Here is a 23,833-nt window from a genome sequence, read left to right on the forward strand (position 1 = left end):
ACATTTGGCTTGTGAGGAACCGTGGTCCCTGCGCCAGCTCAGTCCGCGTTCTCTGATTTCGTCCTGCTCCTTCTCTCCGCAGCGCCCAAGCTCGGGCTGCCGATCGACGCGGTCCTGCGCGACGCCGCGCTCCCGCCGGAGGCGCTCCGCCAGCGCGGGTTGCCGATCTCCCTGAGCGCGGCGCGGCAGATATGGTCCTCCGCCGAGAAGATGAGCGGCAATCCGCTGCTCGGGCTGCACGCCGCGCAGGGGCTCGAGGTCGGCTCGCTCGACCTCCTGGACTACCTGACACGGAGCAGCAGCAGCTTTGGAACAGCGCTGGAACGCGTCATCCGCTTCGCTCCGCTGGTCGCCAATGGGGGCGTCCTTAGCCTTCAGGTGACCGGTCGCCGCGCGCATTTCCGCCACCTCTCGCCGGACGGCGTGCCCGCCGTCGCGGATCTCATCGTCAGCTTGATGGTGCTCCGGGCGCGGGCGTTCTCGGGCGAGCACATCCGCCCGCTGGCGGTGCGCTTCCGGCACCGCCGCGAGCGCGTCGCTGGCGAGTACGAGCGCGTCTTCGACGCGCGGGTCGAGTTCGATGCCCCCTATGACGAGCTGGTCTTCGATCGGGATCTCCTGGAGCTGCCCTTCCATTCCGCCGAGCCGCGCCTCTGTGAAATCCTCGAGGACTGCGCGGCGGCGCGCCTTCAGGCGCTCGGCAAGCCCAGCGGGGCGCCGGCGGCCGCCGCCGGCGTCCCGTCGAGCTTCGTCGATGATGTCCGACAGGCCCTCCAGACCTGCATCGCCCAGGGCAACCCGAACATCGATCGCATTGCGGAGCACCTCGGCGTGAGCTCGCGGACGCTCCAGCGGCTGCTGCGAGAGCAGGGCACGTCCCACCGCGCCCTGTTGATGCAAGCGCGAACCGAGCTGGCGGATCGGTACCTGGCCTCGTCCAACCCCACGAGGCGCGCGCTCGCGGCCGGGCTCGGCTACGCGAGCGCGCGCTCGGTGTCCCGCGCGCTGCGCCGCCGGTGAGCCAAGCTCACCGGCGGTCCCGACGGACAGGTACGCCACGCACGCGCGGTCCATGCCGACTCAGCCGCACATCGCGCCGAGACCGCCCTGCAGCATCACGGATACCATTGAATCTGAAGCTGCCTGTTGCTCGTCGTGCTCACCTGATAGACGACGTCGTTCGCCGTGCCCGGGAACGGGATCGTGGTCGTCGCGGACCAGCTGTTCGCCGGGGCGCTCTGGGGCGCCCCGCCGTTGGCCGACACGCTGACGCCGTTCAGCGGGACGCCGTCCGCCGGGCTCATCTGCAGCGTCAGGGTCGCCGGCGTCCAGGCGGTCGGGAGGCTCGCCCGATCGATCTGGAAGCAGGACGTCCCGTTGACCGACGCGACGATCGCCGTGCTCATCGGCCCGAGGCTCTGGCAGGGGGGCGCGGGGTTCTTGTAGAACCCGAACGTGTGCTGCCGCGTGAACATCGGGACGGTCGCGCTGCCGGCGTGGTCCGCGAACACCGTGATGTCGTGGCTCCCCGTCTCGGCGAACTGGCCGACCTTCAACGAGTAGACGCCGTCGTTGGCCGTCGTGTCGCCGTGCGCCGCAGCGCCGTCGTCATGGAACGACAGGGGCGTGACCGCGCCGCTCGGGCCGGTCATCTCCGCGCTGACCGTGGCGCCCAGCACCGGGCTGCCCAGGTGGCTCACCTCGGCCTCCACGATGAGCGGCGCCGCCCCGACGTTCAACGTGCTCGGCGTGACCTGGAGCTCGATCGTGTCGGCCAGGGTCGATACCGCGGAGTAGACGTAGATGGGCTGATCCGAGGTGTTGACCGCGCAGAACTGCCAGAACCCCTCCTCGTACGCCTCCGTCAGGTTCAGGGAGAAGCGCTTGAAGTTCTCCGCCGAGAAGAAGGTCAGGTCGGAGCCAGACGCGGCGAAGTTCGCCTCGGTGATCTGGGACGTCTGGTCCCACGGGGGAAGCAGGTAGACCTCCGGCGCGGCCGCCCCGACGAAGATCATCGTGAAATCCACGATCTGCGCCGCCGAGACCAGCGTGTCCGCGCACGCGAACGACAGCGGCGACTGCGGCGACGGAGGCGGGATCTGCGTCAGCCCTTGGTCGATCATGCCGCCGTCCCGGCAGTCGTTCGCCATGCGGTTGAACGCGCCGATCAGCTCGAGCTGGTCGATCGCGGTGTCGCTGTCGGCGCGCAGGTAGAGCCCGGGCGAGAACCCGTAGTTCGCCGCGATGTCGCTCATCATCGCCTCGTCCGCTCCGGACCCGAGCGCGATCGAGTGGACCTCGTCCACCCGACTGAAATAGTCCCCATAGAAGTCGCTCGGGGCAGGCGGCGTGTTGTGCTGACCGTCGGACAGCAGGATGACGCACTCGCGCGCGCTCTTGGTCGGGCTCTCGGCGATCAGCATGTCGAGCGCCTCCTCCAGGCCGGCCCCGATCGAGGTCGACCCGTCCGCGACGAGCGCGTCGACCGCCGTGTCCAGGCCGGACGCCGGCAGCGCCGTCATGGGGTACGTGATCGACGAGGTGTCGGAGTAGCTCGCCACGCCGAGCAGCTCCGTGAACGACTGCGACGCTGGCACATTGCTCGATACGAGCGTGTTCCAGTAGATCTTGGCCGCCTTCTTCGCGAGCTCGAGGCGGTCGCCGTACATGCTGCCCGACCGGTCGATGATCAGCACATGGTTCGTGTCCAGCGGGGCGACCTGGGCCAGCGCCGCGGCCCCTCCCACCACGCTCGCGAGGAGACCGCCGGCGACGCCTGCGAACATTCTGAATGACCTTCTCATCATCTCCAATCCTTCTTGAGCATCGTTCAAAACCAAATGTCTAGTTTCCGCCCACCTCTGCTACACGCAGAGCAGAGCGGCGGTCTCCCGCACAGGAGACGGGCTCAGATCGGCGTTTTCGGCGCGGAAGCGCACTCCTGTGCGCTGAGCACCGAAAACGCCGAGGTGGGCCCGTATCCGAAGCGGGTGACCGTCGCTCTAGAGCGCCGGCGTTCAGGGCCTCCGGAACACCACCTCGAGCTTGGGGAGCCGCGCGGCGTTCGCGTTGTCGCTCGACATGAACGAGACCTCCCGGTAGTTCCCCACCTCGCTCTCGAGGCGCATGAGGAAGCCGTGGTTGCTCGCGGGCGCGCTCAGCATGTCCTGCACGAGCTCGGTCACGTCCACGCCCTCGTAGTCCTGGCCGAGCGACGTGCTCGGCGGCAGGAGCACCTGGTGGAGCGACGTGGTCGTGGGCTGGTTGGCCCAGGTCACTGTGTTCTCCTGCCACGCCGAGGTGACGCGCTGGAGCAGGAAGGCGTTGGAGCCGCCATACGTCGAGTGCCCCGGGAGCAGGCCGTTCCAGGTGCCCTGGCCGTAGAGGCGCGCGTCGGGATCGGCGTAGAGGGTGAGGCGCGCCCGCTCGATCGTGGAGCCCGCCGGGATCTCCGACAGATCGAAGCGGAACAGGCTCCGGTTCACGTAACTCGTATTGCTGGAGGTCCACACCCCCGCGGTCATGTTCGGGGAGCTCCCGTTGTTGGCCCCGACGCTCGCGCTCAGGTTGGTGATCGTCGCATCGATACCGTCGCTGCCGGGCTGGAGCGTCAGCCGCTCCGGCTCGTTCTCGCAGCGGCCGCCGACGACGAACACGCCGCCCACCGCGTCGCACTGCGCCTCGTAGGCCGGCGTGTGACAGGCGCCGTCGGGCTCCGTGCACGAGCCGATGGGCTCGACCCCGCAGGCGTCGACCTGCGCGCAGCTGTAGCCGCTCAGGAAGTAGCCGCCGGCCTCGCGGCAGCTCGCGCTGGAGCCGATGCCGCCCGTGCCGAGGTCGGTGCAGCCCTGGGACCGGCAGCACGCGCCCTTCGTCTCGAGGAGGCAGCTCGACGAGCAGCCGTCGCCGTTCTGCGTGTTGCCGTCGTCGCACTGCTCGGACGCCTGCTGCACGCCGTCGCCGCAGCAGCGCTCGACGGTCACGCCCGCGTTCTGCACGACGGAGCACTGGATGACGTCGTCCTCGGGGCCCTGGCACGTCCCGCTCACGCACGTCTGCCCCGGTCCCGTCGTGCAATCCGCGTCGTCGAGGCACGAGCAAGGCACGGTGTCCTCGGAGTGTTCGTCGAAGCAGGCCTCGACCTCGGCGAGCCACGCCTCGGCCAGGGCGCTCGGATACACCAGGTTGGACGCCTCGAGCCCGTTGCTCGTGTCGTAGAGCAGCGCGGTCAGATCGAACGTGGGCGTCGGGGTGTTGACGACGGCGCCGCTGAAGGCGCCCACCCGCAGCTGGTTGGCGACGGCGGAGCCCTGCGCGTCGAGGCAGCCCCAGTGCTTGAGCAGGTTGATGTGCGCTTCCTGGCACGGGAAGCTGAGGTTGCCGCGCAGGCCGCTCACCAGCCCGACGTACGTGCAGGTGCCGGTCACGAACCTCTCGGCGAGCGCGTCCTTGTCCTGCAGCCAGTCCATCATGGGCCGACCTTCGATGCAGAGGTTCTCCATCGTGGACACCCGCTCTCCCAGGTTGAAGCCGAAATTGAGGACCTCCTGCACGCCGCCCGTGACGTCCTCCGTGGTGGGGGCCATCGGGTCCTCCGCGTGGAGCCCCAGCTCGTCCTTGCACCACGCGAGGAAGTCGGCGGTCTCCGAGGGGGCCGTGAGGGAGCGGGTCACCTCTGTCGGCTGGTAGTTCGTCACCTGGCCGAGCGACGTGCTGTCCCACTGGTACGTCGCCTCGAGCCCGGGCTGGAACTTGGCCTTCGCGACCGAGCCGATATCCCAGGATCGGCGCCAGTCCCAGAGCGTGAACTTCCTCGGCTTCTTGAAGAGCTTGACCTCGAGGCCGATGTGAATGCCGGCGTTGAGCGCGGCGATGAGCTCGAGCTCGCTCATGCCGTAGGTGGCGATCGCGTGGGCGGGCGCATGGGGGTTCTTGAGCCCCCAGATCACCTGCTCGGCGTACTGGGCGCCGGCCTGCGGCGCGCACACGCCGTCGGGCGTGCAGACCTGACCGTAGCCGCAGACGGTGTCCGCGGTGGCAGCGTCGTAGTTGCAGCGGCGGGTGCACGCGCCGTCGACGCACGTGCGGCCTGGCTCGCTCGCGCAGGTCGGGTTCGGGTCCGCGCTGCACAGGCACGTGACCGGCGTACCGCCGACCGTGCACAGCTTCTTCACGGGGTCGCACGTCTCGCCGCTCGCGCAGTCGGCGTTGGACGCGCAGCCGCACGCGGACTGGAAGCCCGAGTGGAGCGGGTGGCAGCCGGGGCCCCTCCACTCGACGACATCGCTCCTGGTCTCGGTCACGCAACGGTACGCGCCGAAGTTGCCGGGGCACTCGGCCTCGGTGACGTCGTAGGTGACGGCTCCGGGGATCGCCGCGTCGCAGTTGCTCCCGATCTTGCGGACCGTCGACGGCAGCGAGTCGCTCACGTAGATGTCGCCGGAGGGCAGCACGGCCAGGCCGCCGGGCAGCTCGAGGACGGCGGACGTGGCCAGGCCGTCTTGCCACACGGTGCCAGGCCCGCCGGCGACCGTGACCGTGGCGCCGAGCGCCGGATCGAAGCGCCGGACGCGACCGGGCTTGTTGCCCTCGCCGATGAGCACGCTGCCAGAGCCGTCGATCGCGAGCGCCTGCGGCGAGGTGAGCCGAGCGGCCGTGCCAACGCCGTCCGCGGAGCCCGCGGTGCCGTTGCCTGCCACGGTGGTGACCATCGAGGTCGCGATCTCGTACCGGCGCAGCGAGTTATTGAACGCGTCGGCGATATAGAGGTTGCCGCGCCCGTCGGCGACGATGCCGGACGGCTCCGCGAACCGCGCTGTCGTCCCCACGCCGTCGACGTTCCCGGACGAGGAGGCCAGGCCGGCGACCGCGATGTTCGCGCCCGTCGCGAGGTCGATCCAGACCAGCGTGCGGTCCCCGCTGTTGGTGACGTACAGGTGGCTTCCGACCACGGCCACGTCGCGCGGCGTGCCGACCACGGTGCGGTCGGCGATCGTCGTGACCTGGCCGCTGCTCAGCGTGAGCTTGCGGATCGTGCGGCTGCCGCGATCGGCGATGTAGAGGGCGCCGTCGTGGAGCGTGATGCCCGAGATGGTGTTGAACCGCGCGGCGGTGCCCACGCCGTCGGTGGTGCCCGAGACGGTCGACCCCGCGATCGTCGTCACCGCGCCGCTCGTCAGGTCGATGCGGCGCACGGCGGTCCGGTCCGCGACGTAGAGCATGCGCGTCGACGCGTCATAGGCCATGTCGCCGGGCTGGATGAAGCGGGCCTGCGCGTAGCTGCCGTTCGTGAGGGCGCGCGACCCGGCCAGGCCGAAGGGCGACGACGCCACGGGGAGGCAGCAGACACCGTGCTTCTGGCAGCCCGAGATGTCGCGGAGATCGTCGCTGCGCACGTCGGTCACGCAGGTGCCGTCGCTGTCGCACTCGTCACAGGTCTTGTTCGCGTTCCACTTGGCGGTGAAGCCTGCCTGGAAGGCGCTCTTGAGCAGCTTGGCCTGCTTCTCCTTCATGAAGGTGGCGAGCAGCTCGTACGAGAGCTTGCCTGAATCGCACCACTCCTCGGTGATCCCCGTCCAGTCGTCGATGCAGGCGCGGCCGCCGGTGGCGAAGGTGAGGCAGCAGGAGTTGTTGGTGTCGAGCGGGGAGCAGCCGAGGTTCAGCTCGGACTCCTCGACGAGGCGGTTCGAGCAGTACGTCTGATCTTTGTAGTTGAAGACGGGCTTGCACTCGAGGGACTCGTCAGGGTTGCTGTTCACGAGCGCCTGCTCGAGCGAGGTGTTGAGGTCGACCACGCCGCCGGAGCCGCTCGGCTTGAGATCCACCGAGAAGCCGATGCTCGCCTCCACGCCGACCTTCAGCCGCTTGCCGAGCGGCACGCCGAGGAAGAGCTTCGCGCCCACCTCCGGGCGCACCGAGACCACCGTCCCCGCCTCGCCCGTCACGTCCGGCGCCTGGAACGCGTGCATGTCGCGATCGAAATCGACGTTCTCGATCTTGTGGTTCGTGTGTTTGTTGAGCGCCTCCTGCAGGCGCTTGCGCATGAAATAGGCCTCGTCGTACCACTTGACCCCGGCGCCGAGCCGGAAGTACGGGATGAGGAACGCGCCGGGGACCGGGGGGAGCGGGATCTTCGTCAGATCCTTCTCGATCGGCTTCATCTGCATATCCAGGTTGAGCGCCGCGGCCATGACGGCGGCGGAGCGCCCCTCCAGCTTCTCGGCCGGCTTCGCCGCGCTCCTGGGCCAGGTGGCCGGGCTCGGAGCGCCGCTCGGCGTGTAGTCCGCCGTGTAAGAGAAGGGCATGTATGTCCCGACGAGGAACTCCTGCGGGGACACCCGGCCGTCGTGGTCGGTGTCGAGCGATTCGACCTGATCCCCGTCCGCGAGGTAGAAGAGCCCTTTTCGCTTCGCTGCGGAGAGGCTGAGGCCGCCGCCGCCGAAGTGGCCTAATTCGTCGTCGCCGAAGGGGGCCTCGCGGTTGAACCACTTGTACCCGTCGAGCTGCATGTTGAACTCCGTCCCCGGGAGGATGCTCAGCGTCTCGTCGAACACCGTCACGGCGAAGCCGCCGGTGCGCATCTGGGCACGATGCTTCTTGCTCAGGTTACGCGACTCGTAGCGGGCGCCGATGCCCCACTTGCCGTTGCCGCTCTCGACCATCGTGGCGTACGCGCCATGGCCGGCCCAGGGGATGCACATGTGCAGATCGGGCCGCTGCTTGGAGTAGCCGCCGAGGTGGTAGCCCTCGGTGTAGAGGTCGATATAACACTGGATCTTCGCGAGCAGCTCCGTCGCGTTCTCGAGGTCGCCGCCGAGCTGCTCCAGGAAATCGGCGAAGCGCCCGTCGGCGATCTCGCCGGCCATCTTGTCGAGCCACTTGACGATCTTGCGGGCCCATTTCGCCTTGCCCTCCTGCGTCTGCTGGACGTCGTTGGAGAGCCAGACGAGCACGCCCATGCTGCAGGTGTTCGTCGGCGTCGTGGCCGGATCGCAGAAGTCGGAGCACTCCTCGTAGGTCGTCTGGCCCTTCTGGATGACGTCCGTGCACCCGGCGTCCACGCGCTGGGTGCAGATGCACCTGCCTTTGCCGGCATCCTCGACGGTCTCCGTGTCGGAGGCGTTGATGGCCTCGGCCGTCTTGTTGACGATCGACGAGAGGATCTGCATCGACTGCAGGACATGGAAGTTCGTCGTGATGTTCTGGAGATCGGCGCCCTTCGGGTTCGGATTCTCCGGCATCTTGCCGAGCAGGTTCGGGTCGCACGCCTTGGGCTTGAACTCGAAGCCTGAGCCTCCGCCGGCCCCGCTGGCGCTGCTGGCGCTGCTCGACGCGCTGCTGGCGCTGGTGGAGCTGGCGCTGCTCGACGCGCTCGCGGCGCCCGAGCCGGTCTCGAACCCCTCGAAGACGGCGTCCGGCCGATCGGGCTGCTGAGACCACCTCGGCCAGCTCGGTGCGCCGCTCTGGCAGCCCACGTCGTCCGCGGAGCAGAGCGCTTGCTGCACGCTTCCGATGGGCTCGTTCGGCTCGCTCGGCTCGTCGGCGCCGCCCGCGCAGGCCGATGCGACGATGCCCAGGCACAGGAGGAGCGGGAGGCGCCCCGCGCGCCTGGGATCCGCGAGGGCGTCTCGTGATTGGATGAGCTGACGTATCAGCATGGACCTGAGAGCTGTCATTGAATCAACCCCGACGGCCTGATCGGCCGAGATGAGCGGACGTGACGCGGTCGGCCGCCGTGCCCGCTCGCGGAGCGGCTCGCGGTCTCCCATCGTTGCGTGGATTAGCTGCCTCTGGGCCGGCGGCGAAGGCGACAAACCGCGCCATGCGCTGACAAAACCCGCCACGCGCCGCGCGGGCCCGGTTCACCGCTTGAAAATGCGGTGGGAGCTACCCCAGCTAACCAGGCGTCCCCAGCGCCTGGAACCCCCACGACCGAACCCCCGGACCGCGACATCCATGACCTGCCCCGACGATCGCCTCACGCGCGCTCTATCGACTCGACCCGGCCCGGCGCCCCGAGCGCGCCGCCGGCGCTGGCCGCGCCCCTTCGCGACCGCGGCCCTGGCCGCCCTCGCGCTCGCGACGTCCGCGTGCGACCCGGGAACGCCCTCGCCTCCCGGCGAACAGGGCGCGCCGGGCGATCTCGCGCGCTCTGCGTCGCTCGGCCTCTCCGCGAGCGCCGCGACGGAAGCCGGCGCCGCCGCGGCGCTCCCGGTCCCCGCCCCGGCGGCGCTCGGCGGAGCGCCGGTGAGCGGGTTCGCCGACCTGCACTTCCACATGATGTCGGAGGAGGCGTTCGGGGGTGGATGGCTCCACGGCAAGCACGACGGCGCCGGCGCGCTGGACGATTGCGACGGCGGCAGTCCAGGGAGCGATCACGCGCGCGTTCGACAGGGCCTCAGCGGGCTCCTGGACCACTGCCCTCAGTCGGCGATGCTCGATCTGGCCAGCGGCGGCGCGCTGTCAGCGCTGCTCGGCCTGGGCGGCGGCATCGGCGGCTCGGAGGTGATCGGCCAGACGGAGGGGACGAGCGGCGACACAGGGCTCCACCTCGGGCGAAAGCGCTTCTCCGAGGGGTGGCCGCGCTGGGACACCATCGCTCACCAGCAAGGTCACGTGAGCTGGCTGCGCGAGGCCCACGATCGCGGGCTGAGCCTCATCGTCATGTCGGCGGTGAGCTACGACTGGCTCTGCTCGATCCTGCCGGAGCAGAACCGGCAGCGGGCCTGCGACGAGATGGTGGATGTCGATCTCCAGATCCAGATGACCCACGCGCTGGCCGCGCGAAATGCCGGCTGGATGGAGGTCGCGCTCTCACCGGCGCACGCCCGGCAGATCATCGGCGCGGGCAAGCTGGCGGTGGTGCTGTCCATCGAGGCCAGCCACCTGTTCGGCCGAGACGTCGACGCGGCGAAGATGCGCGCGCAGCTCGCCAGGTACCACGCCCTCGGGGTCCGGACGCTCCAGCCGGTGCACCAGACCGACAACGCCTTTGGCGGGGCGGCGCTGCACAACCCGATCTTCCAGCTCGCGCAGTACACCGAGAACTGCTTCATCGACACCGACTGCGGCGCCACCCTCGCGGGGATCACGCTGGGCATGGATGTCGACGCGAGCTGCCGCAACGTGCGCGGGCTGACGCCCCTCGGCGAAGCGCTCGTCGGCGAGATGATGGACCGGGGGATGCTGCTCGACGTCGCGCACCTCTCGGAGCGCGGCGTGGATCGGGTGTTCGAGCTGGCGCGGGCGCGCGACTATTATCCGATCTACATCTCCCACGGTCACTTCCGGGAGATCATGGCCAGGGCGGTGGCGGAAAAAGAGAAGTCCACGCCGGCGCGGGTGATCCGGATGCTCCGGCAGACCGGCGGCATCTTCGGCCTGCGCACCGCGCACGACGAGACCCGGCAGTACAGCCGCAGCTCCGTCGAGAACAGCTGTCAGGGCTCGTCGCGCTCCTTCGCGCAGGCTTACGAGTACGGGCGGCTCGGCCTGAAGGTCCCCATGGCCTTCGGGGCAGATCTCAACGGCTTCATCCAGCAGACCCGGCCGCGCTTCGGCGAGGACGGCGCCTGCTCGGCGGCGTTCCAGGCAGAGGCCGATTGCCAGGCCTGGGAGCAGCGCGAGCAGGGGCCCGGCCCCCTGGGGACGGAGTTCGACGAGAAGGGCCTGGCCCACGAGGGGATGCTGCCCGACCTCCTGGCCGACCTGGATCGCCTGGGCGTGGACACGACCGGCCTGAGGTCCTCGACAGAGTCCTTCCTCCGCATGTGGGAGCGCGCCCAGGGGCCGCGGGCCGGGATGGCCGATCCCGCCACCGATCTCGACGAGAGCGGCATCGCGCCCTTCGCGCCCGCGGAGGAGCGGGAATCTGCCTATCCCACGAAGTGCGGCGCGGCCTACTGCCCTGGATTTCAGGTGCTGGGCGGGAGCTGCCGGTTCGACGAGGAGTGCGAGAGCGGCCAGTGCACGGCCGTCGCCTGCAACGCGATCCCGGGCCGCTGCGTCTGCAACGACGACGCCGATTGCGGCGACGGCCTCCGCTGCGCGCGGAAGACGCCTGGTGTCGGCGGCGACAACGCCTGCGAGCCGAAGAAGGCCGAGCATCAGCTGTGTACGCGCGACAGCGAGTGCGCCTCCGGCCGCTGTGGCGGGCTGATCGCCGGCGCGGGCTTCTGTTACACGCCCGGCTCGAAGACCATCGGCCAGGGCTGCCGCGTGAACGAGGAGTGCCCCAGCAACCGCTGCGGCGATCTCACCCAGACGTGCCTCTGCCGCTCCGACGCGCACTGCGCGGCGGGCCAGTTCTGCGGGTGGGGCACCAACGAGGGCGAGTGCGTGGACAAGCGCGGCCGGGGAGCGGCGTGCACGAAGGACAACCAGTGCGCATCCGGGAACTGCAGGTTCCTCTTCTGCCGCTGACACGTCACGCGTCACGCGACAATGCCTCTCCGTCGCTGAGGCGCTGGTTCCGCGGGGCAAAGCCGTATGCGGCCGCGGAAGAGACCCGACATGCGCGCCAAGGCTGGAAGTCGCGGACGGATCCCGTCCAGCCGGAGCGAGCGCACGGCGCGCGGCCCGGCCTGGACAGCAATCCTCGCGCACCGCGGTCTTACCATTCATCACCGTTTTCTATTGCCACATTTCGGGTTCGGCCTATATTCCACACCAATCAACTTTCCTACCGTCCGCCGCGCATCGGCCGCGGCGTGCTGCGGCGCTTGCGCTTCTCAAGCCCAGGACGCTCGTCCATCATCGCTTTGCTGCATCGGCCAGGGAGCGGAGCGCCGCTCCGCCGATCGGAGAAGCCAGATCACGCCTTGAGAAGCCAGGCAGCGCAGCCACGCTGGACGAGCAGCGCGCGTCGACACTGTTCCATTCGTCCGAGGGGGGAGACATGGATGTTCGTGATATTTACGGCGTGGGAGGCCGCGACCAGGGCCGGGCGGGGCTTCCATGGAAGCTCGCGATCGCGCATGTGGTGAGCAGCTTGAAGGCCGGCGACGCCGAGCGGGTGGTCGTCGATCTGGCGGCGCTCCAGCGCGCTGCGGGCCACGACGTGACCGTGATCGCCGTCGCCGATGAGCCGGACGGCCCGCTTGCGGAGCACCTGCGGCGGCGCGGCGTCGAGGTGCAGCTCCTGCCGAAGCGCCGCGGCTTTGACGTGAGCATGACCGCCCGGCTCGTCGCGCTCTTCAGGGCGAGAGGGGCCTCGCTCGTCCATGCACACAACCAGCTGCCGCTCGTCTACGCGGCGCCCGCGGGCTGGCTCCACCGCGTCCCGGTCGTCCACACGAAGCACGGCGCCTCGGAGGACCTGCAAGGCCGGCGATGGCTGCGCAGCGCCGCCGCCGCGTTCGTCGACGCCCACGTCGCGGTCTCGCGGCCGACCGCCGAGGCCCTGGTCAGCCAGGGACAGGTCAGCGCCGAGAAGCTGCACGTCATCGCCAGCGGCGTCGACCTGTCGCGGTTCGCGCCCGATCCGGTGGCCCGGGCCCGTGTCCGGGCCGAGCTCGGCATCTCGCAGCAGGCCTGGGTGCTCGGGAGCGTGGCGCGCCTCTCTGCCGTGAACAATAACGCATTGCTCCTGCGCGCGGCCGCGCAGGCGCTGCCGGAGGGCGGGCGGCTGCTCCTCGTCGGAGATGGCCCGGAGCGCGCGCGGCTCATCGCGCTCGCACACGAGCTCGGCCTGTCCGGGCGCGCGCTGTTCGTCAGCAGGCGGCACCGCATGCCCCAGATGCTCGCCGCGCTCGACGTGTTCGCCGTCTCCTCCATCTCCGAGGGCCTACCGCTCGCCGTCCTCGAGGCGATGGCGGCCGGGCTCCCCGTCGTCGCGACCGCGGTGGGCGGCGTGCCAACGGCCCTCACCGATGGGTACACGGGCTTCCTCGTGCCTTCCGGGGACGCCGAGGCGCTCGCGGCCAGGCTGACGGAGCTCCGCGACGACCCCGCGCTCGCCGCGCGCATGGGGCGATACGGCCGGAAGGTCACGCTCCAGCGCTACTCCGCTGCCCGCATGGTCGAGCGTTACATGGACCTCTACACGCTGCTGCTCGTACGGCGGCTGCACCGTGGCATGCCCGCCGTCCGGCCGAGCGACCTGCTCGCCTATGCGCGGGGCTCGTGCTTCGTGCAGCGCGCGTTCGGCGTCAGCGAGGCCGCCGAGGCGCCGGGCGGCGGCTGGGGCGCGCCGCGCAGCGACGCGGCGGCCAGCGCGCGGCCGCGCTCGCCGATCGCGCTGTCGATCTGAGCGAGCGCTGCGGCGCACCTCGAGCTCGCCTCGGCCCTGCGCACTCGGAAGCCGGCGGGCGCGGTCCGCGGGGACACGCCTACGACGTCACAAGGTGTTCGAGGAGGATCTTGAACCCGAGGCCGATGAGAACGACCCCTCCAGCCACGTCGAGACGCTTGCCGAGCATCGCCCCGAACCGCCGTCCCGCGAAGAGCCCCGCTGCGCTGAGCAGCGCCGTGACGACGCCAATCGTCACGACGGAGATCGCGAACGGGGCGTTCAGCATCGGCAGCGTGATGCCCACGGCGAGGGCGTCGATGCTCGTGGCGATCGCCAACACGAACATCGAGCTCAACGCGAAGGGATCGACCGTGGTCTCGCCCTCGCCGCCGTCGTCGCCGCCGTCGCCGCGGGCTTCCCAGAGCATCTTTCCGCCGATGAACGCGAGCAGCACGAACGCGATCCAGTGGTCCCACGCTTGCACGCGCGGGCCGATCCGCGCTCCGAGCAGCCAGCCGATGACGGGCATCAGGGCCTGAGCGCCGCCGAAGAACCCCGCGACGAGCAGGACATGGCGCGCTCGAATCGCCGGAACAGACAGCCCTCGTGCCGCCGCGACAGCGGTCGCGTCCATCGCGAGCCCGAGCGCGAGGAGCAAGATCGCGCTGAAATTCACGAGCCCCTCCGCGCGTCACCGGCAGCGAGCGGGTGAACCTCGACCGTGACGTGCTGGAGGCTCGCGATCGGGACGAGCGCGTCACGGTAGGCGGAAGGCGCCAGGGGGCTCGGCACCGCGACCGAAACGATGCAGGCGCGCGCGCCGGGACCGATGTCCCACAGGTGGAGATCGACGACGCTCGCTCCGGCGAAGGTAGACTCGATGCGATCGCGGATGCGCTGAGCAAGGGGCTCGGAAGGGACGACGTCGAGCAGCTGCCTGGCCGCCTGCCGGCAGAGTCCGTAGCTCCACTTCGCGATGACGAGCCCGCCGACGATGCCCATCGCGGCGTCGAGGAACGTCCAGCCAAGGTAGCGCCCGCCGAGGAGGGCGAGGATCGCGAGCACGCTGGTCAGCGCGTCCGCGAGGACGTGGAAGTACGCCGCACGCAGGTTGTGGTCGTGCCCGTGGTGGTCGTGGCCACGGGCGTGCTCGTCGTCGTGATCGTGATGGCCATGGTCCTGGTGATCGTGGTCGGGATGGTCGTCGTGCGCCTCGTGATGGTGCTCGTCGGCGTGGAGGAGCCGCACGCTGACGAGGTTGACCGCGAGACCAACGACGGCGACGGGAAGCGCCTCGGAGAAGGCGATCGACTCGGGATGGAGGAAGCGGCGCAGCGACTCGACGACCATGAGGAGCGCGACGAGCGCGAGCACGACCGCGCTCGTGTACCCGGCGAGGGCGTGCACCTTGCCCGTGCCGAAGGAGAACGCGCTCGACCCGGACTGCTTGCGCGCGAACCAGTACGCGAAGGCCGCCATGCCGAGCGCGCCCGCATGCGTGGCCATGTGCCACCCGTCCGCCGTGAGCGCGAGCGAGTTCGTCGCATGGCCGACCACGAGCTCCGCCGCCATCATGGCGAAGGTCAGCGCAACGACCCACCGGGTCCTGGCTTCGTGCGAAGGCGCGGCGGCGCCGTGGTCGTGGGCGTGTCGAAGCTGGGCGAGCCGATCGGATCCCGTGGAGTCGCTCATCGTTGCTTCCTTCACTTCACATAGGCGCGGACGATCTGAACCAGCTCCTCCGCGGCCTCCCGCTGGGGTGCCGTCGCACGCTCCCCGTCGATGACGTGCGTACGGATGTGAGCTTCGATGAGCTCGCCCACGAGGCCGTTCAGCGCGCCACGCGCCGAGGTCACCGTCTGCAGGACCTCCGAACAACCCGCTTCGCCCTCGAGGGCCCGCTCGACCGCCTCGAGCTGCCCGCGGATCCGCCGGACGCGCGCGATGAGCTTCTTCTTGTTCTCGACCGTGTGCACGCCCATAGAATAGGGGGGTATACTATATGGGTCAAGCGCCTCGCGCTGGCTCCTCTCGGAGGCCGGCGACGGTGGCTCGGTCAGGCGCGAATTCGCCGTCACCCGTCGGGCAGGTAGCGCCTCGGGCCGAAGCCGGGCCAGCGGCCTCCATGAATCCGCCGAGCACATCGCACACGTCACCACACCTCACCAGCATCGACACGCGGCAACGCCGCACGTTTTCGTCAATTTCAACCAAGCGTCCGGGCGCGCGCGAGCGGAAGATGGATGCTTCGAGCAGCGAGCGCCGCTCGAAGCACCACGGTGAACATCGTGGTGCTCACCTCGTTCCCATGGAGGGAAGCGCCTATGCTGGGATGGTTGGGATTTCTCGCGGGCAGCGCCTTCGGCGCGTACGACATCGCCTCGGTCGAGGTCACGCGACCGCATCCATCGCTCGAGAGGGTGGTCTACGAAGTGGACGCCGGGGACAGCCCCCTCGATCGATTCTCGATCATCCACGTGAGCAAGCGCGGGGCCGGCCGCGGCTGCAGCGAGCCCGTGATCCTCTTCAGCCCCTTCACGTTTCCGGGCGAGTTCTACGAGATCAGCGAGACCGGGAGGTACGCGAAGTCGGCCGCGGGCGAGCTCGCCATGGCCGGCCACGACGTCTGGCTCGTCGACCAGCGGAGGACGGAGCTCCCGCCCGGCGCGTGCGAGTCCGGCGCGGCCGATTGCAGCGTGATGGCCGACTGGGGCTTCGACACCCTCTCGAACGACGGGCTCTTCGCGCTCGCCCTCGTGCGCTCGCAGAACCCCGGCGCGCGGCCCGTCATCGGGGGATTCTCCGCGGGCGCCAACACGGCCATGGCGCTCGTCAATCGCGCGCCCCGCGCCTTCTCGGGCGTGTTTCTCTACGAGGGCACCTTCTACACCGAAGATCCGGAGATCGCCGCGCACAACGGCGCGATCTGCAGCAACCTCGAGGGGGCGCTCGCCGCGGGCTCGACCTACGATCCCAGCATCGCCGTCCTCGGGCTCGCGTTGCGCGGCGCCGCCGCCGAGCCTCAGGGCATGTTTCCTCTGCCCATCTTCCCCCCGGGCACGACCAACCAGCTCGCCATGCTGCTCGTCTTCGGCGCCCCACCCCCTCCGGGCGCGCTCGCGCCGACGCCCTCCTTCGTCCGCGCCGTCGCCGATTTCGAGACCCAGAGCCTCGTCTATAGCGACCAGTCCCGGCTCGAGCTCGTAGGCCCCCTCTTCGACAATTACGGCTCCCTCGCCGCCGTCCGCGATCTCGCGTGCGGGCTCTCGGGGCGCGACGCGAGCCACACGTCGAACCTCTCCGCCTTCCGCGGCGACGTGCTCATCTACGTCGAGGGCACCGGCTTCGGCCCCGCCATGTTCGACACCGCCGGCCTCTTCGATCGCGCCGCGTCCGTCACCATCGATCACAACCCCGAGCTCGGCGAAGCGGACGTGTACTTCAACGTCCACTGGAAACAGACCTTCCTCGGGCCCTTCACGCGCTGGCTTCGCCAGAAGATCTAGGACGCACTCCGATCAGGGGCGTCAAATTTCCAAAAAAAAAGGGACGATCCGCTGTACGTCGCTGCACTGTAATACGCGTCTCGTTCCCGTTCTCGTGATCAATCTCTCACGGAGAGCACAACATCATCATGTGCGCATGGTGGGCTCAGCCCATATCCGTCAGATCATTCGGCCCCACTTCACCGAAGAGCCAGCAATCCGGCTTCTTTTACCTCTGCGCGACGCGCACCGGGACCTTGAGCTCCCGGATGCGCCGCGAGAGGGATTTCCGCGAGACCTCGAGGCGCTCCACCATGGCGTCGATGTCCCCGCCGCAGTCTCGGTAGGCGTGCGCGATCTCGGCGTGGGTGAGGTCGACCGCTCGGCGCACGCGGGTGCAGCGGTTGAGGAGCTCATAGAGCGAGCTCCTGGCGACGCCCAACCGGTAGGCCGCGGCCTTGAGGTCCCAGCGGCATGCGCGCAGCGTGGCCACGAGCTCGTCCTCGGTCACGTCCTTCGGGCTGCGCCGTACCCGGTCGGGCTGTGCCGGTATCGCCAGGCGCGGTGTCGCTCCAGCCCGCTGTACCCCGGCGCCGCGCCCGAGCAGCTCGTCGAGGTGCGGACCAGCGCGCAGCTCGAGCGCCCCGCGGCTGCTCACGACGAGCTGGCGCACGACGTTGCGCAGCTGCCGGACGTTGCCGGGCCAGTCGTACCGGGCGAGCTGCGCGATGAGCGAAGCGGGCACGAAGCCGCGACCGTCCGGCCCGGAAGCGCGCCAGGCGTCGGGTTGGCCGACCCGCATGAGCTCGTCGCGGAGGAAGTGCACGAACAGGCAACCGATGTCCTCCCGCCGCGCGCGCAACGGCGGCAGCGAGATCTCGAAGCCCGCCAGTCGATGCAAGAGCGGCGCACGAAACGCGCCCGAGGCGATGCGCGCCTGAAGATTCGCGTCCGTCGCGCTGAGCACGCGCACGTGGGGCCGCTCGACCGTCCGGCTCCCGACTGCCTGGATCTCGCCCGTCTCCAGCGCACGCAGGAGCATCACCTGCACGTCCGGCGGCGTGTCGCCGATCTCGTCGAGGAACAGCGTGCCGTTCCGCGCCTCGCCGAAATACCCGCGCCGGTCTTCCACCGCGCCCGTGAACGCGCCCTTCTTGATCCCAAACAGCTCGGCGCTCGCCAGCGACGGCGACAGGCTGGCCATGTTCACCGCCAAGAACGGCTCCGCCCGCCGCGCGCTCAACCGATGAATCGCCTGCGCGACCAGCTCCTTGCCCGTCCCGGTCTCCCCCAGGATCAGCACCGGCATGTCGCCCTTGGCGATCGCGCGGATCTCCCGCCGCACGCGGTCCAGCGCCGCGCATTGCCCGACCAGCCCAAGGTCGTCGCCGCCGTCGCCCGCCGGCCCCCGCCCAGAGAGCGGCGGTGCCTGGGTGTCGACCGACAGCCCAAGGTTGTCGCCACCGTCGCCCGCCGGTGGCGCTACCATCGCGATGTGGAGCGTAAGCACCACGCGCTCCGACAGCTCCAGCACCACACCCCGCGCGATCTCCGCCGGCGAAAGCTCTCGCTCGCCCTCGAGCACCTCGCCGTCCACGACGAGGTGCGTCGTGCTCTCCCCCATGCAAAGGCGGATCCCACCGCCCCCCGCGTCGCGCAGCCGAAGAGGCGTCCGGCTCACGTGCCTGTCCTTGAGCGCGCTGGGCGCCCGGCCCGGCATCGCGAACACTGGCTCCATCCGCGAGAGCTGCGCCTCGTGCGCCGTGGCCATCTCGAGCAGCAACGCTCGCTCGCCGACGCGCTCGAGGTTCGGATGTCCCAGGATCGTCAGCGCTGGGACGAGCACAGGACCGAGCCCCCTCCGGGAGGGATCGGCAGGTTCGAGGGTCGAGTCCGAGAGCATGGGAACCCTGTCATCGCCCCCTATCGCTCCGCGGCGCCGCGCTGTCCATCGAACAATGCACCTCCCTCCGAGCCCGTACCTCGACCCCACGGACATCGCCCGAGGCCCTCCGCCCTGGCATCGCGATTGCTTCAACGTACACCGCCACCGCCACCGCCGCGCTGGATCCGCGATGCATCAGCCAGCACGCACCTCGCGGCGCCGAGCAGATCGGTCTGCATATGAGGAGGGAGCGACATCATGAGCGACAATCCGTGGAAAGACCGTGGCTCCGTGAACGACGACGAGCCGATGACGATCACCGTAGGCCTCAGTTGCCTCCAACCCGACGAGCGCGTGAAGAAGAGGCGAACGCTCGTCGAGACGATCGCGGCGAAGCCGCTCGCGCGCCACGAGGCGCTCGTCGACGAGCTGCACGGCGCCAACGACCAGGTCTTCGCGACGGTTCGGCAGTTCGCTGAGCAGCACGACCTGAAGGTCGTGCGGGAGCGGCGTGTACCCGGCGAGGTGGTTCTGACCGGCACCGCACGACAGCTTCGACGGCACATGGGCGTCGACTTCAAGCGGGTCGATGGCGAGGGTCGCCGCATCGTCGTTCCAGTGACGCTGGACAACGCGCGAATGCCGGAGGCGCTCGCGACCTACGTGACCGCGGTCATGTGCGACGAGGAGGGTCCATCCGACGGCTTGATCAGCGCGTTCCTGTTCGATGAAGGCGCGCGCGCGCGCGCCTCGACCAATCACGAGCCCAAGCCCGCCTCGCGCCCCGACGGCAAACCTTTCACCGTGCTGGACCTGGCGGCGCTCTACAATTTCCCACCGAACCTCGACGGCTCCGGCGTGAAGGTGGGGTTCATCTTGCCCGACGGAGGCCTGCCGGAGGACGTGCTCGGTACGTACTTCGACGCCCTGAGCTTGAAGCGACCGAACATTCAGCTCACCGAGCTGGGTCTAGCAAAGAATTCACCAGCTCCTCTGGAGGAGATCAGGGAGATCGTTCTTGCCTTCGAGCTCGGCACCGGCGGACCGCCGCTGCACGGAAAGGCGGGCACTGGACGGACTTCGGCTGCTCCCGTCCGCGCCGGCAAGATATCAGATCCAAGCAAGCGGAATTTGTTCACCATGGAGATCCTGCTCGATCTCGCGATCTGCGGTTCCGTGGCGAACGGCGCTGAAATGCGCGTGTACAGAACGCTCGCCAACCGCGTAGGGCTGCGCGATGCCGTCATCCGAGCAGCCGACGATGGCGTCTCCATTCTCGTCATCACGTGGGGCGCCGCGGAGCGTGACGGGTGGGAGAACTGGGGCGTGCCACAAGGGCAAGTTCCGGGGTTGAACCATGCGCTCGACTACGCCATCGCCAAGAAGGGGGTGACCGTACTCTGCGCCTCCGGCGACGGAGGCTCGACGCCCAGCAGGTTCGTGCACGATCGCCTCGAACCGACCTTCCCCGCGAGCCACGACTTGGTTGTCACGTGCGGCGGCACCGCGATCAATGGATGGACCGCGAGTGGATTCCAGGACGAAGTGGTCTGGAATGAGCTCGTCCTGGGACGACAGATGGCGAGCTGCGGTGGATTCAGCCGATTCGTCGAGCAGCCGCCGTGGCAGCGCGAGCTCGCCGAGATCGCCGGGGTCGCCGAGGCCGCCGGCATCGCCGAGCCGGGGCGAGGTGTGCCCGACATCGCGGCGAACGCGGCGTTCGCCTCCGGCGTATGGCTGTGGTTGGGCTCCGCCAACGCACACTCGTTCGGCACCAGCGCCGCTGCCCCGCTGCTCGCAGGGCTAATGGCGCGTATCTATCAAGGATTGGCTTCGAAGCACGGGATCTCCGGGATCCCCGGCCTCGGTGCATTGCTCTACGATCCCGCGGTGCGAAAGGCCATGCGACCGATCCTCAAAGGCAATAACATCCGTCGCAACGGCGTCAATCGATACGATGCGGGGCCAGGCTGGAACGCATGCACCGGGTTGGGCCGGCCGTCGGGCATCGATCTGCAGGCCGCGATCGAGGCGTTTATCACGCGGCCCTAGCGTAGGCGCGGGCGAGTCCGCGGTGCCCGCTCGGTCCGCGCGTGCGGCGAGCGAGGGGAACCGCTCAGGCGCCTCGATCGGCCCGCGGACCGCGCCCTGTCCACTGCACGTACAAGAGCTCTAGCGCGAGGGCGCGCCGCAGGGCGTTCACGTCGTCGAAGCCGACCCGATGCGCGTACGCCGCCAAGTCGTCGGGCACGGGCTGCCCGAGCTGCTCCTCGAAGTACCAGCGAAGCAGCTCCTGCTCCGGCAGAGCCGCCTCGGCGAGACCAGCGCTCGATGCGCCGTGCGCCGCAAGGAGCCGCTGCTTGCCGGACGCGCGGGCTGCGAAGGATTGATATGTACCGGTCCCAGCGAGGCGCAGCTCCTCGACGAGCGCCTCGTCAGGCACGGGAGCGCCGGCGGAGTCGGTCGCGGTCGCGTCCGCCGAGCGGCGCTCGGCGGCGCGACGCGCGTGCTCCCAGGCGTTCGTATGCTGAAAGCGGTAGCGCACCGCCTTCGGCTTCACCGCCCCCGCGAACCGGGCGCTCATCTGCTCCAGCATCGCGATCGCATCGAGGCGCTTCTGGTCGACGCGCCCGCGCGGCAGGAACGCGCGCAGCGCTTCGAGCGTCTCTCGCGCCAACCCTTCCGCGCGGCCCGCTTCGAGCAGCAGCGGCCACGTCCGCTCGGCGTAGAACAGCCGCTTCGCGATGCGCTCCAGCGCGTCGCGCGTCCCCTCGTCGACGGCTCCAGCTGCCGCCGCCGCGCGGAGCGTGCTTCGAACGTTCACCATCGCCTCGGAGCATGCCTTGTATCCGTCGTCCGAAGGACGGTGCGCCACCGCGACCTCGTCGTCGTCCTCGAGCTCGCCCCGCGCGAAGGCCTCGTAAATCGCGCCGACCCCCTCCATCCCGAACGCGGTCAGCTCCGCGGCCCGCAGAGCGCCCATGCTCGCGCTTCCGAGCACGTGGATCCCCTGCGACATGGCCCAGAGGACCTCCTTGTGCCAGACGGCCGGCACCCGCTCGAAGTACCCGTCGATGATCCCGATCGCGACGGGCCGATCGAGCGTCGCAGAATAGACGTCGCCCTGCGCAGCGGGCGGCAGGTACGTTGCATCGAGGTACGCGCGGGCCTCGCTGGGAGCGAGCGTCGGCCCCGTGAACACGTAGATCTTCATCGTTTGCCCTCCCGCGCGGTCCAGCGTGCGCGCGCGCGCGCTCCGGGGACGTAGCCTGGCAGCCCGCCGATCGTCTCCAGCCCCGGGATGACGACACGCACCACCGGAATTCCGATCTCCGCCTTCGTGAGATCGACCACGGCGACCTGATCGATGCCGGCGGTGCGCAGTTGCTCGAGCTCCCAGCGGATGTCCTCCTCGAAGGTCGTGATCTCGCGCGTGGGCACGTCGCGAAAACGCCGGCCCGGCGCTCCATCACGCATATCTTGCAGGACCCGGCGATGCAGATCGGGGTCCAGCCGCCGCTCGTAGTCGGCGCGACTCATATCGTCGCGCGACCCGCTGATCATCGTCATGCGGCTCTGGACGGCCTCGGTCAGCGCGCGCGACAGCGCCACCTCGCGCGCGGGGTGGCAGCCCATCCCCGCCGCTGGGTAGAGCGAGCTCAGGCCGCCCGGCGAGCGCTCCGCGATCATGCAGCGGAACGCCGCGATGTCGATGTCCGAGCGGATGTCCCACGCCGCCACGTCGAGCCCCGCGCGCTCGCAGCGGTCCAGCAGCGTTCTGCAGCCCACGTCGTCCACCGTGGCGAGGTCGAGCCGTGTGGCGCGGCGCGAGCCCGCGTCCAGCAGGCTCCAGAGCGTCCCCGCGTCGCGCTCCACCGCCTCGCAGATGCCGTGGCTGACGGCCTCGAGCGGATGATTGCCCGAGGCGAGGCCGGTGGAGCTCGTCAGAAACGCGCCGCTGCCCGTGGGGAGCGGCAGCGTGTAGTTCGTGTGCACGAGCTCGAAGGGGACCCAGAGCGGCTCGCTGCGCATCCAGTCGAGCGCCTCGATCCAAAGCAGCGGGGCGCTCGGGTGGAACGTGCTGAAGGCGCGCTGCGGTAGGAGCCTGACGTTCGCCAACCGATGCGTGAAGCGCAGCTCCTCGAGGGAGCCGAGCTTCAGCGGGGAGGTGATGCGCTCGGCGTGGTAGAGCTCCGTGGCCTCCATGATCCCGGAGGCCTTGGCTGCGGCGAGATCGACGCCTTTGCCCTGGGAAACCGAGAGCGAGCGCGCGTTTGGGCGGCAGACCATGACGACGGGGATTCCGAGGATGTCCAGCCCCGTAACGTTGGCGACGCGCGTGATCCCGAGCGCGGGCAGCAGGGGACGCAGCCGCTCGACCGTCTCAGCGGGCGGCACAAGGCGATGGGTCCCGTCCCGGAACTGCTTGAATGCGAAGGCAGCTTGGCCTGCTGCCGCGGGCTGCTGCGCCACGGGCTCGCTCATGGCTTGCGCCTGGCTTTGCGCTCTGCCTGCGCCGGCGGCTCCCTGATCATCGCCAGGTTGAGCAAGTAGCAAGCGAAGAACGGATCGAGCACATCGACCGGCAGGTTCGCCAGCGTGACCCCGTTGCGAAGCATGTTCTGCTCAACCCAATCCTTCGCATCTCCCGCAAGCGTCTGCGTGGCCGACCATTCCTCCCTGAGGAGCTGGTGAATCTGGCCGTCGTCGCCTGCGATCAGGATGGTTTGATCGCTATCCGACGATATACTGCGCCTGTCAGTTCCCATGATCGCGCGCGCGATTTGGGGAGTGAGCTCGATCGGCGTAATCGGCGTGGATCGCGTGTTGGCCGTGTTCGGCGCGGCCGCCGCCGGAGGCGCGGGAGGTTCCACGGCGCCGGGCGCGTCGTGACGGAAAGCGACGAACGCGTCGACCTCCTCGCGCTCGATGCACGCCTCATAGGCTTGGATCAGGGGTTCGTCGGGAGCCGCCTTATTGAGCTGCTCGAGCGTCTCGCGGCTGGGTACAGCCCACACATTGACGATCTTGTCCGGGCTCGAAGCCGCTTGAAAGCTGGCTGCGAGCCTCACGCCAAACTTCTCGCCAAGCAGCGTCCGCATCTCTTCCGTGAGACGACGGAACTCCTCCAGACGACCCGGTTTGACCTGAATGACGGCGTGCAGGTAGCAGGGGGCACTTCGATCGTTGTTCGTCATTGGTTCTCTCCTCGCGCTTCCCTATGCATTCGGC

14 protein-coding genes are annotated in these 23,833 nt (G+C 69.4%); 5 read left to right on the forward strand and 9 right to left on the reverse strand.

The window, feature by feature from the left end; genetic code table 11:
* Positions 1–21 precede the first annotated feature (21 nt).
* On the forward strand, positions 22–1,020 hold the full coding sequence (locus ACSRUE_RS45565; protein ID WP_441289027.1) for an AraC family transcriptional regulator ligand-binding domain-containing protein: 999 nt from the start codon (positions 22–24) through the stop codon (positions 1,018–1,020).
* A 95-nt stretch (positions 1,021–1,115) separates the two neighbouring features.
* Here ACSRUE_RS45565 and ACSRUE_RS45570 read toward each other — a convergent pair whose 3' ends face one another.
* Positions 1,116–2,807, reverse strand: a complete 1,692-nt coding sequence (locus ACSRUE_RS45570) for a VWA domain-containing protein (protein ID WP_441289028.1) — start codon at positions 2,805–2,807, stop codon at positions 1,116–1,118.
* Between the two features lie 210 nt (positions 2,808–3,017).
* Complete coding sequence (locus ACSRUE_RS45575) at positions 3,018–8,657, reverse strand: DNRLRE domain-containing protein (RefSeq protein WP_441289029.1); 5,640 nt, start codon at positions 8,655–8,657, stop codon at positions 3,018–3,020.
* Between the two features lie 298 nt (positions 8,658–8,955).
* On the opposite strand from ACSRUE_RS45575, the gene ACSRUE_RS45580 reads away from it, so the two are divergent.
* Together ACSRUE_RS45580 and ACSRUE_RS45585 are read left to right on the forward strand one after the other, a co-directional pair.
* Positions 8,956–11,421 (forward strand): membrane dipeptidase, encoded by a 2,466-nt coding sequence (locus ACSRUE_RS45580; RefSeq protein WP_441289030.1) that lies wholly within the window; start codon positions 8,956–8,958, stop codon positions 11,419–11,421.
* A 475-nt stretch (positions 11,422–11,896) separates the two neighbouring features.
* A complete protein-coding gene (locus ACSRUE_RS45585; RefSeq protein WP_441289031.1) occupies positions 11,897–13,249 on the forward strand; it encodes a glycosyltransferase in 1,353 nt (450 codons plus the stop codon).
* A 79-nt stretch (positions 13,250–13,328) separates the two neighbouring features.
* Here ACSRUE_RS45585 and ACSRUE_RS45590 read toward each other — a convergent pair whose 3' ends face one another.
* Genes ACSRUE_RS45590 through ACSRUE_RS45600 form a run of 3 tightly spaced genes read right to left on the reverse strand, consistent with a single transcriptional unit; the run spans position 13,329 to position 15,213 of the window.
* Positions 13,329–13,907 carry a manganese efflux pump MntP gene (locus ACSRUE_RS45590; RefSeq protein WP_441289032.1) on the reverse strand — a complete coding sequence of 193 codons (579 nt, stop codon included), beginning with the start codon at positions 13,905–13,907 and terminating at the stop codon, positions 13,329–13,331.
* Positions 13,904–14,923, reverse strand: a complete 1,020-nt coding sequence (gene dmeF / locus ACSRUE_RS45595; RefSeq protein ID WP_437761754.1) for a CDF family Co(II)/Ni(II) efflux transporter DmeF — start codon at positions 14,921–14,923, stop codon at positions 13,904–13,906. Before dmeF ends, ACSRUE_RS45590 begins: the two co-directional genes overlap by 4 nt.
* An 11-nt stretch (positions 14,924–14,934) precedes the next feature.
* Complete coding sequence (locus ACSRUE_RS45600; RefSeq protein ID WP_437943808.1) at positions 14,935–15,213, reverse strand: metal/formaldehyde-sensitive transcriptional repressor; 279 nt, start codon at positions 15,211–15,213, stop codon at positions 14,935–14,937.
* Positions 15,214–15,555: 342 nt separating this feature from the next.
* On the opposite strand from ACSRUE_RS45600, the gene ACSRUE_RS45605 reads away from it, so the two are divergent.
* The gene (locus ACSRUE_RS45605) at positions 15,556–16,737 is read left to right on the forward strand and encodes a hypothetical protein (RefSeq protein ID WP_441289033.1); all 1,182 of its coding nucleotides are present in this window, start codon (positions 15,556–15,558) and stop codon (positions 16,735–16,737) included.
* A 208-nt stretch (positions 16,738–16,945) separates the two neighbouring features.
* Here ACSRUE_RS45605 and ACSRUE_RS45610 read toward each other — a convergent pair whose 3' ends face one another.
* Positions 16,946–18,619 carry a sigma 54-interacting transcriptional regulator gene (locus ACSRUE_RS45610; RefSeq protein ID WP_441289034.1) on the reverse strand — a complete coding sequence of 558 codons (1,674 nt, stop codon included), beginning with the start codon at positions 18,617–18,619 and terminating at the stop codon, positions 16,946–16,948.
* A gap of 240 nt (positions 18,620–18,859) precedes the next feature.
* Here ACSRUE_RS45610 and ACSRUE_RS45615 point away from each other — a divergent pair, with 240 nt between their 5' ends.
* Entirely contained in the window at positions 18,860–20,653 is a 1,794-nt protein-coding gene (locus ACSRUE_RS45615) for a S53 family peptidase (RefSeq protein WP_441289035.1), read from the forward strand.
* 64 nt (positions 20,654–20,717) lie between these two features.
* Here the strand turns inward: ACSRUE_RS45615 and ACSRUE_RS45620 are convergent, their stop codons facing one another.
* The 3 genes from ACSRUE_RS45620 to ACSRUE_RS45630 are packed head-to-tail and all read right to left on the reverse strand — an operon-like array spanning position 20,718 to position 23,799.
* A complete protein-coding gene (locus tag ACSRUE_RS45620; RefSeq protein ID WP_441289036.1) occupies positions 20,718–21,815 on the reverse strand; it encodes a TfuA-like protein in 1,098 nt (365 codons plus the stop codon).
* The gene (locus ACSRUE_RS45625) at positions 21,812–23,086 is read right to left on the reverse strand and encodes a YcaO-like family protein (RefSeq protein WP_441289037.1); all 1,275 of its coding nucleotides are present in this window, start codon (positions 23,084–23,086) and stop codon (positions 21,812–21,814) included. The genes ACSRUE_RS45620 and ACSRUE_RS45625 overlap by 4 nt, the downstream gene beginning before the upstream one ends.
* Positions 23,083–23,799, reverse strand: a complete 717-nt coding sequence (locus ACSRUE_RS45630; RefSeq protein WP_441289038.1) for a hypothetical protein — start codon at positions 23,797–23,799, stop codon at positions 23,083–23,085. Before ACSRUE_RS45630 ends, ACSRUE_RS45625 begins: the two co-directional genes overlap by 4 nt.
* Positions 23,800–23,833: the final 34 nt, after the last annotated feature.

The sequence above is a fragment of the Sorangium sp. KYC3313 genome (assembly GCF_052075895.1).
Classification (GTDB): domain Bacteria; phylum Myxococcota_A; class Polyangia; order Polyangiales; family Polyangiaceae; genus Sorangium; species Sorangium cellulosum_B.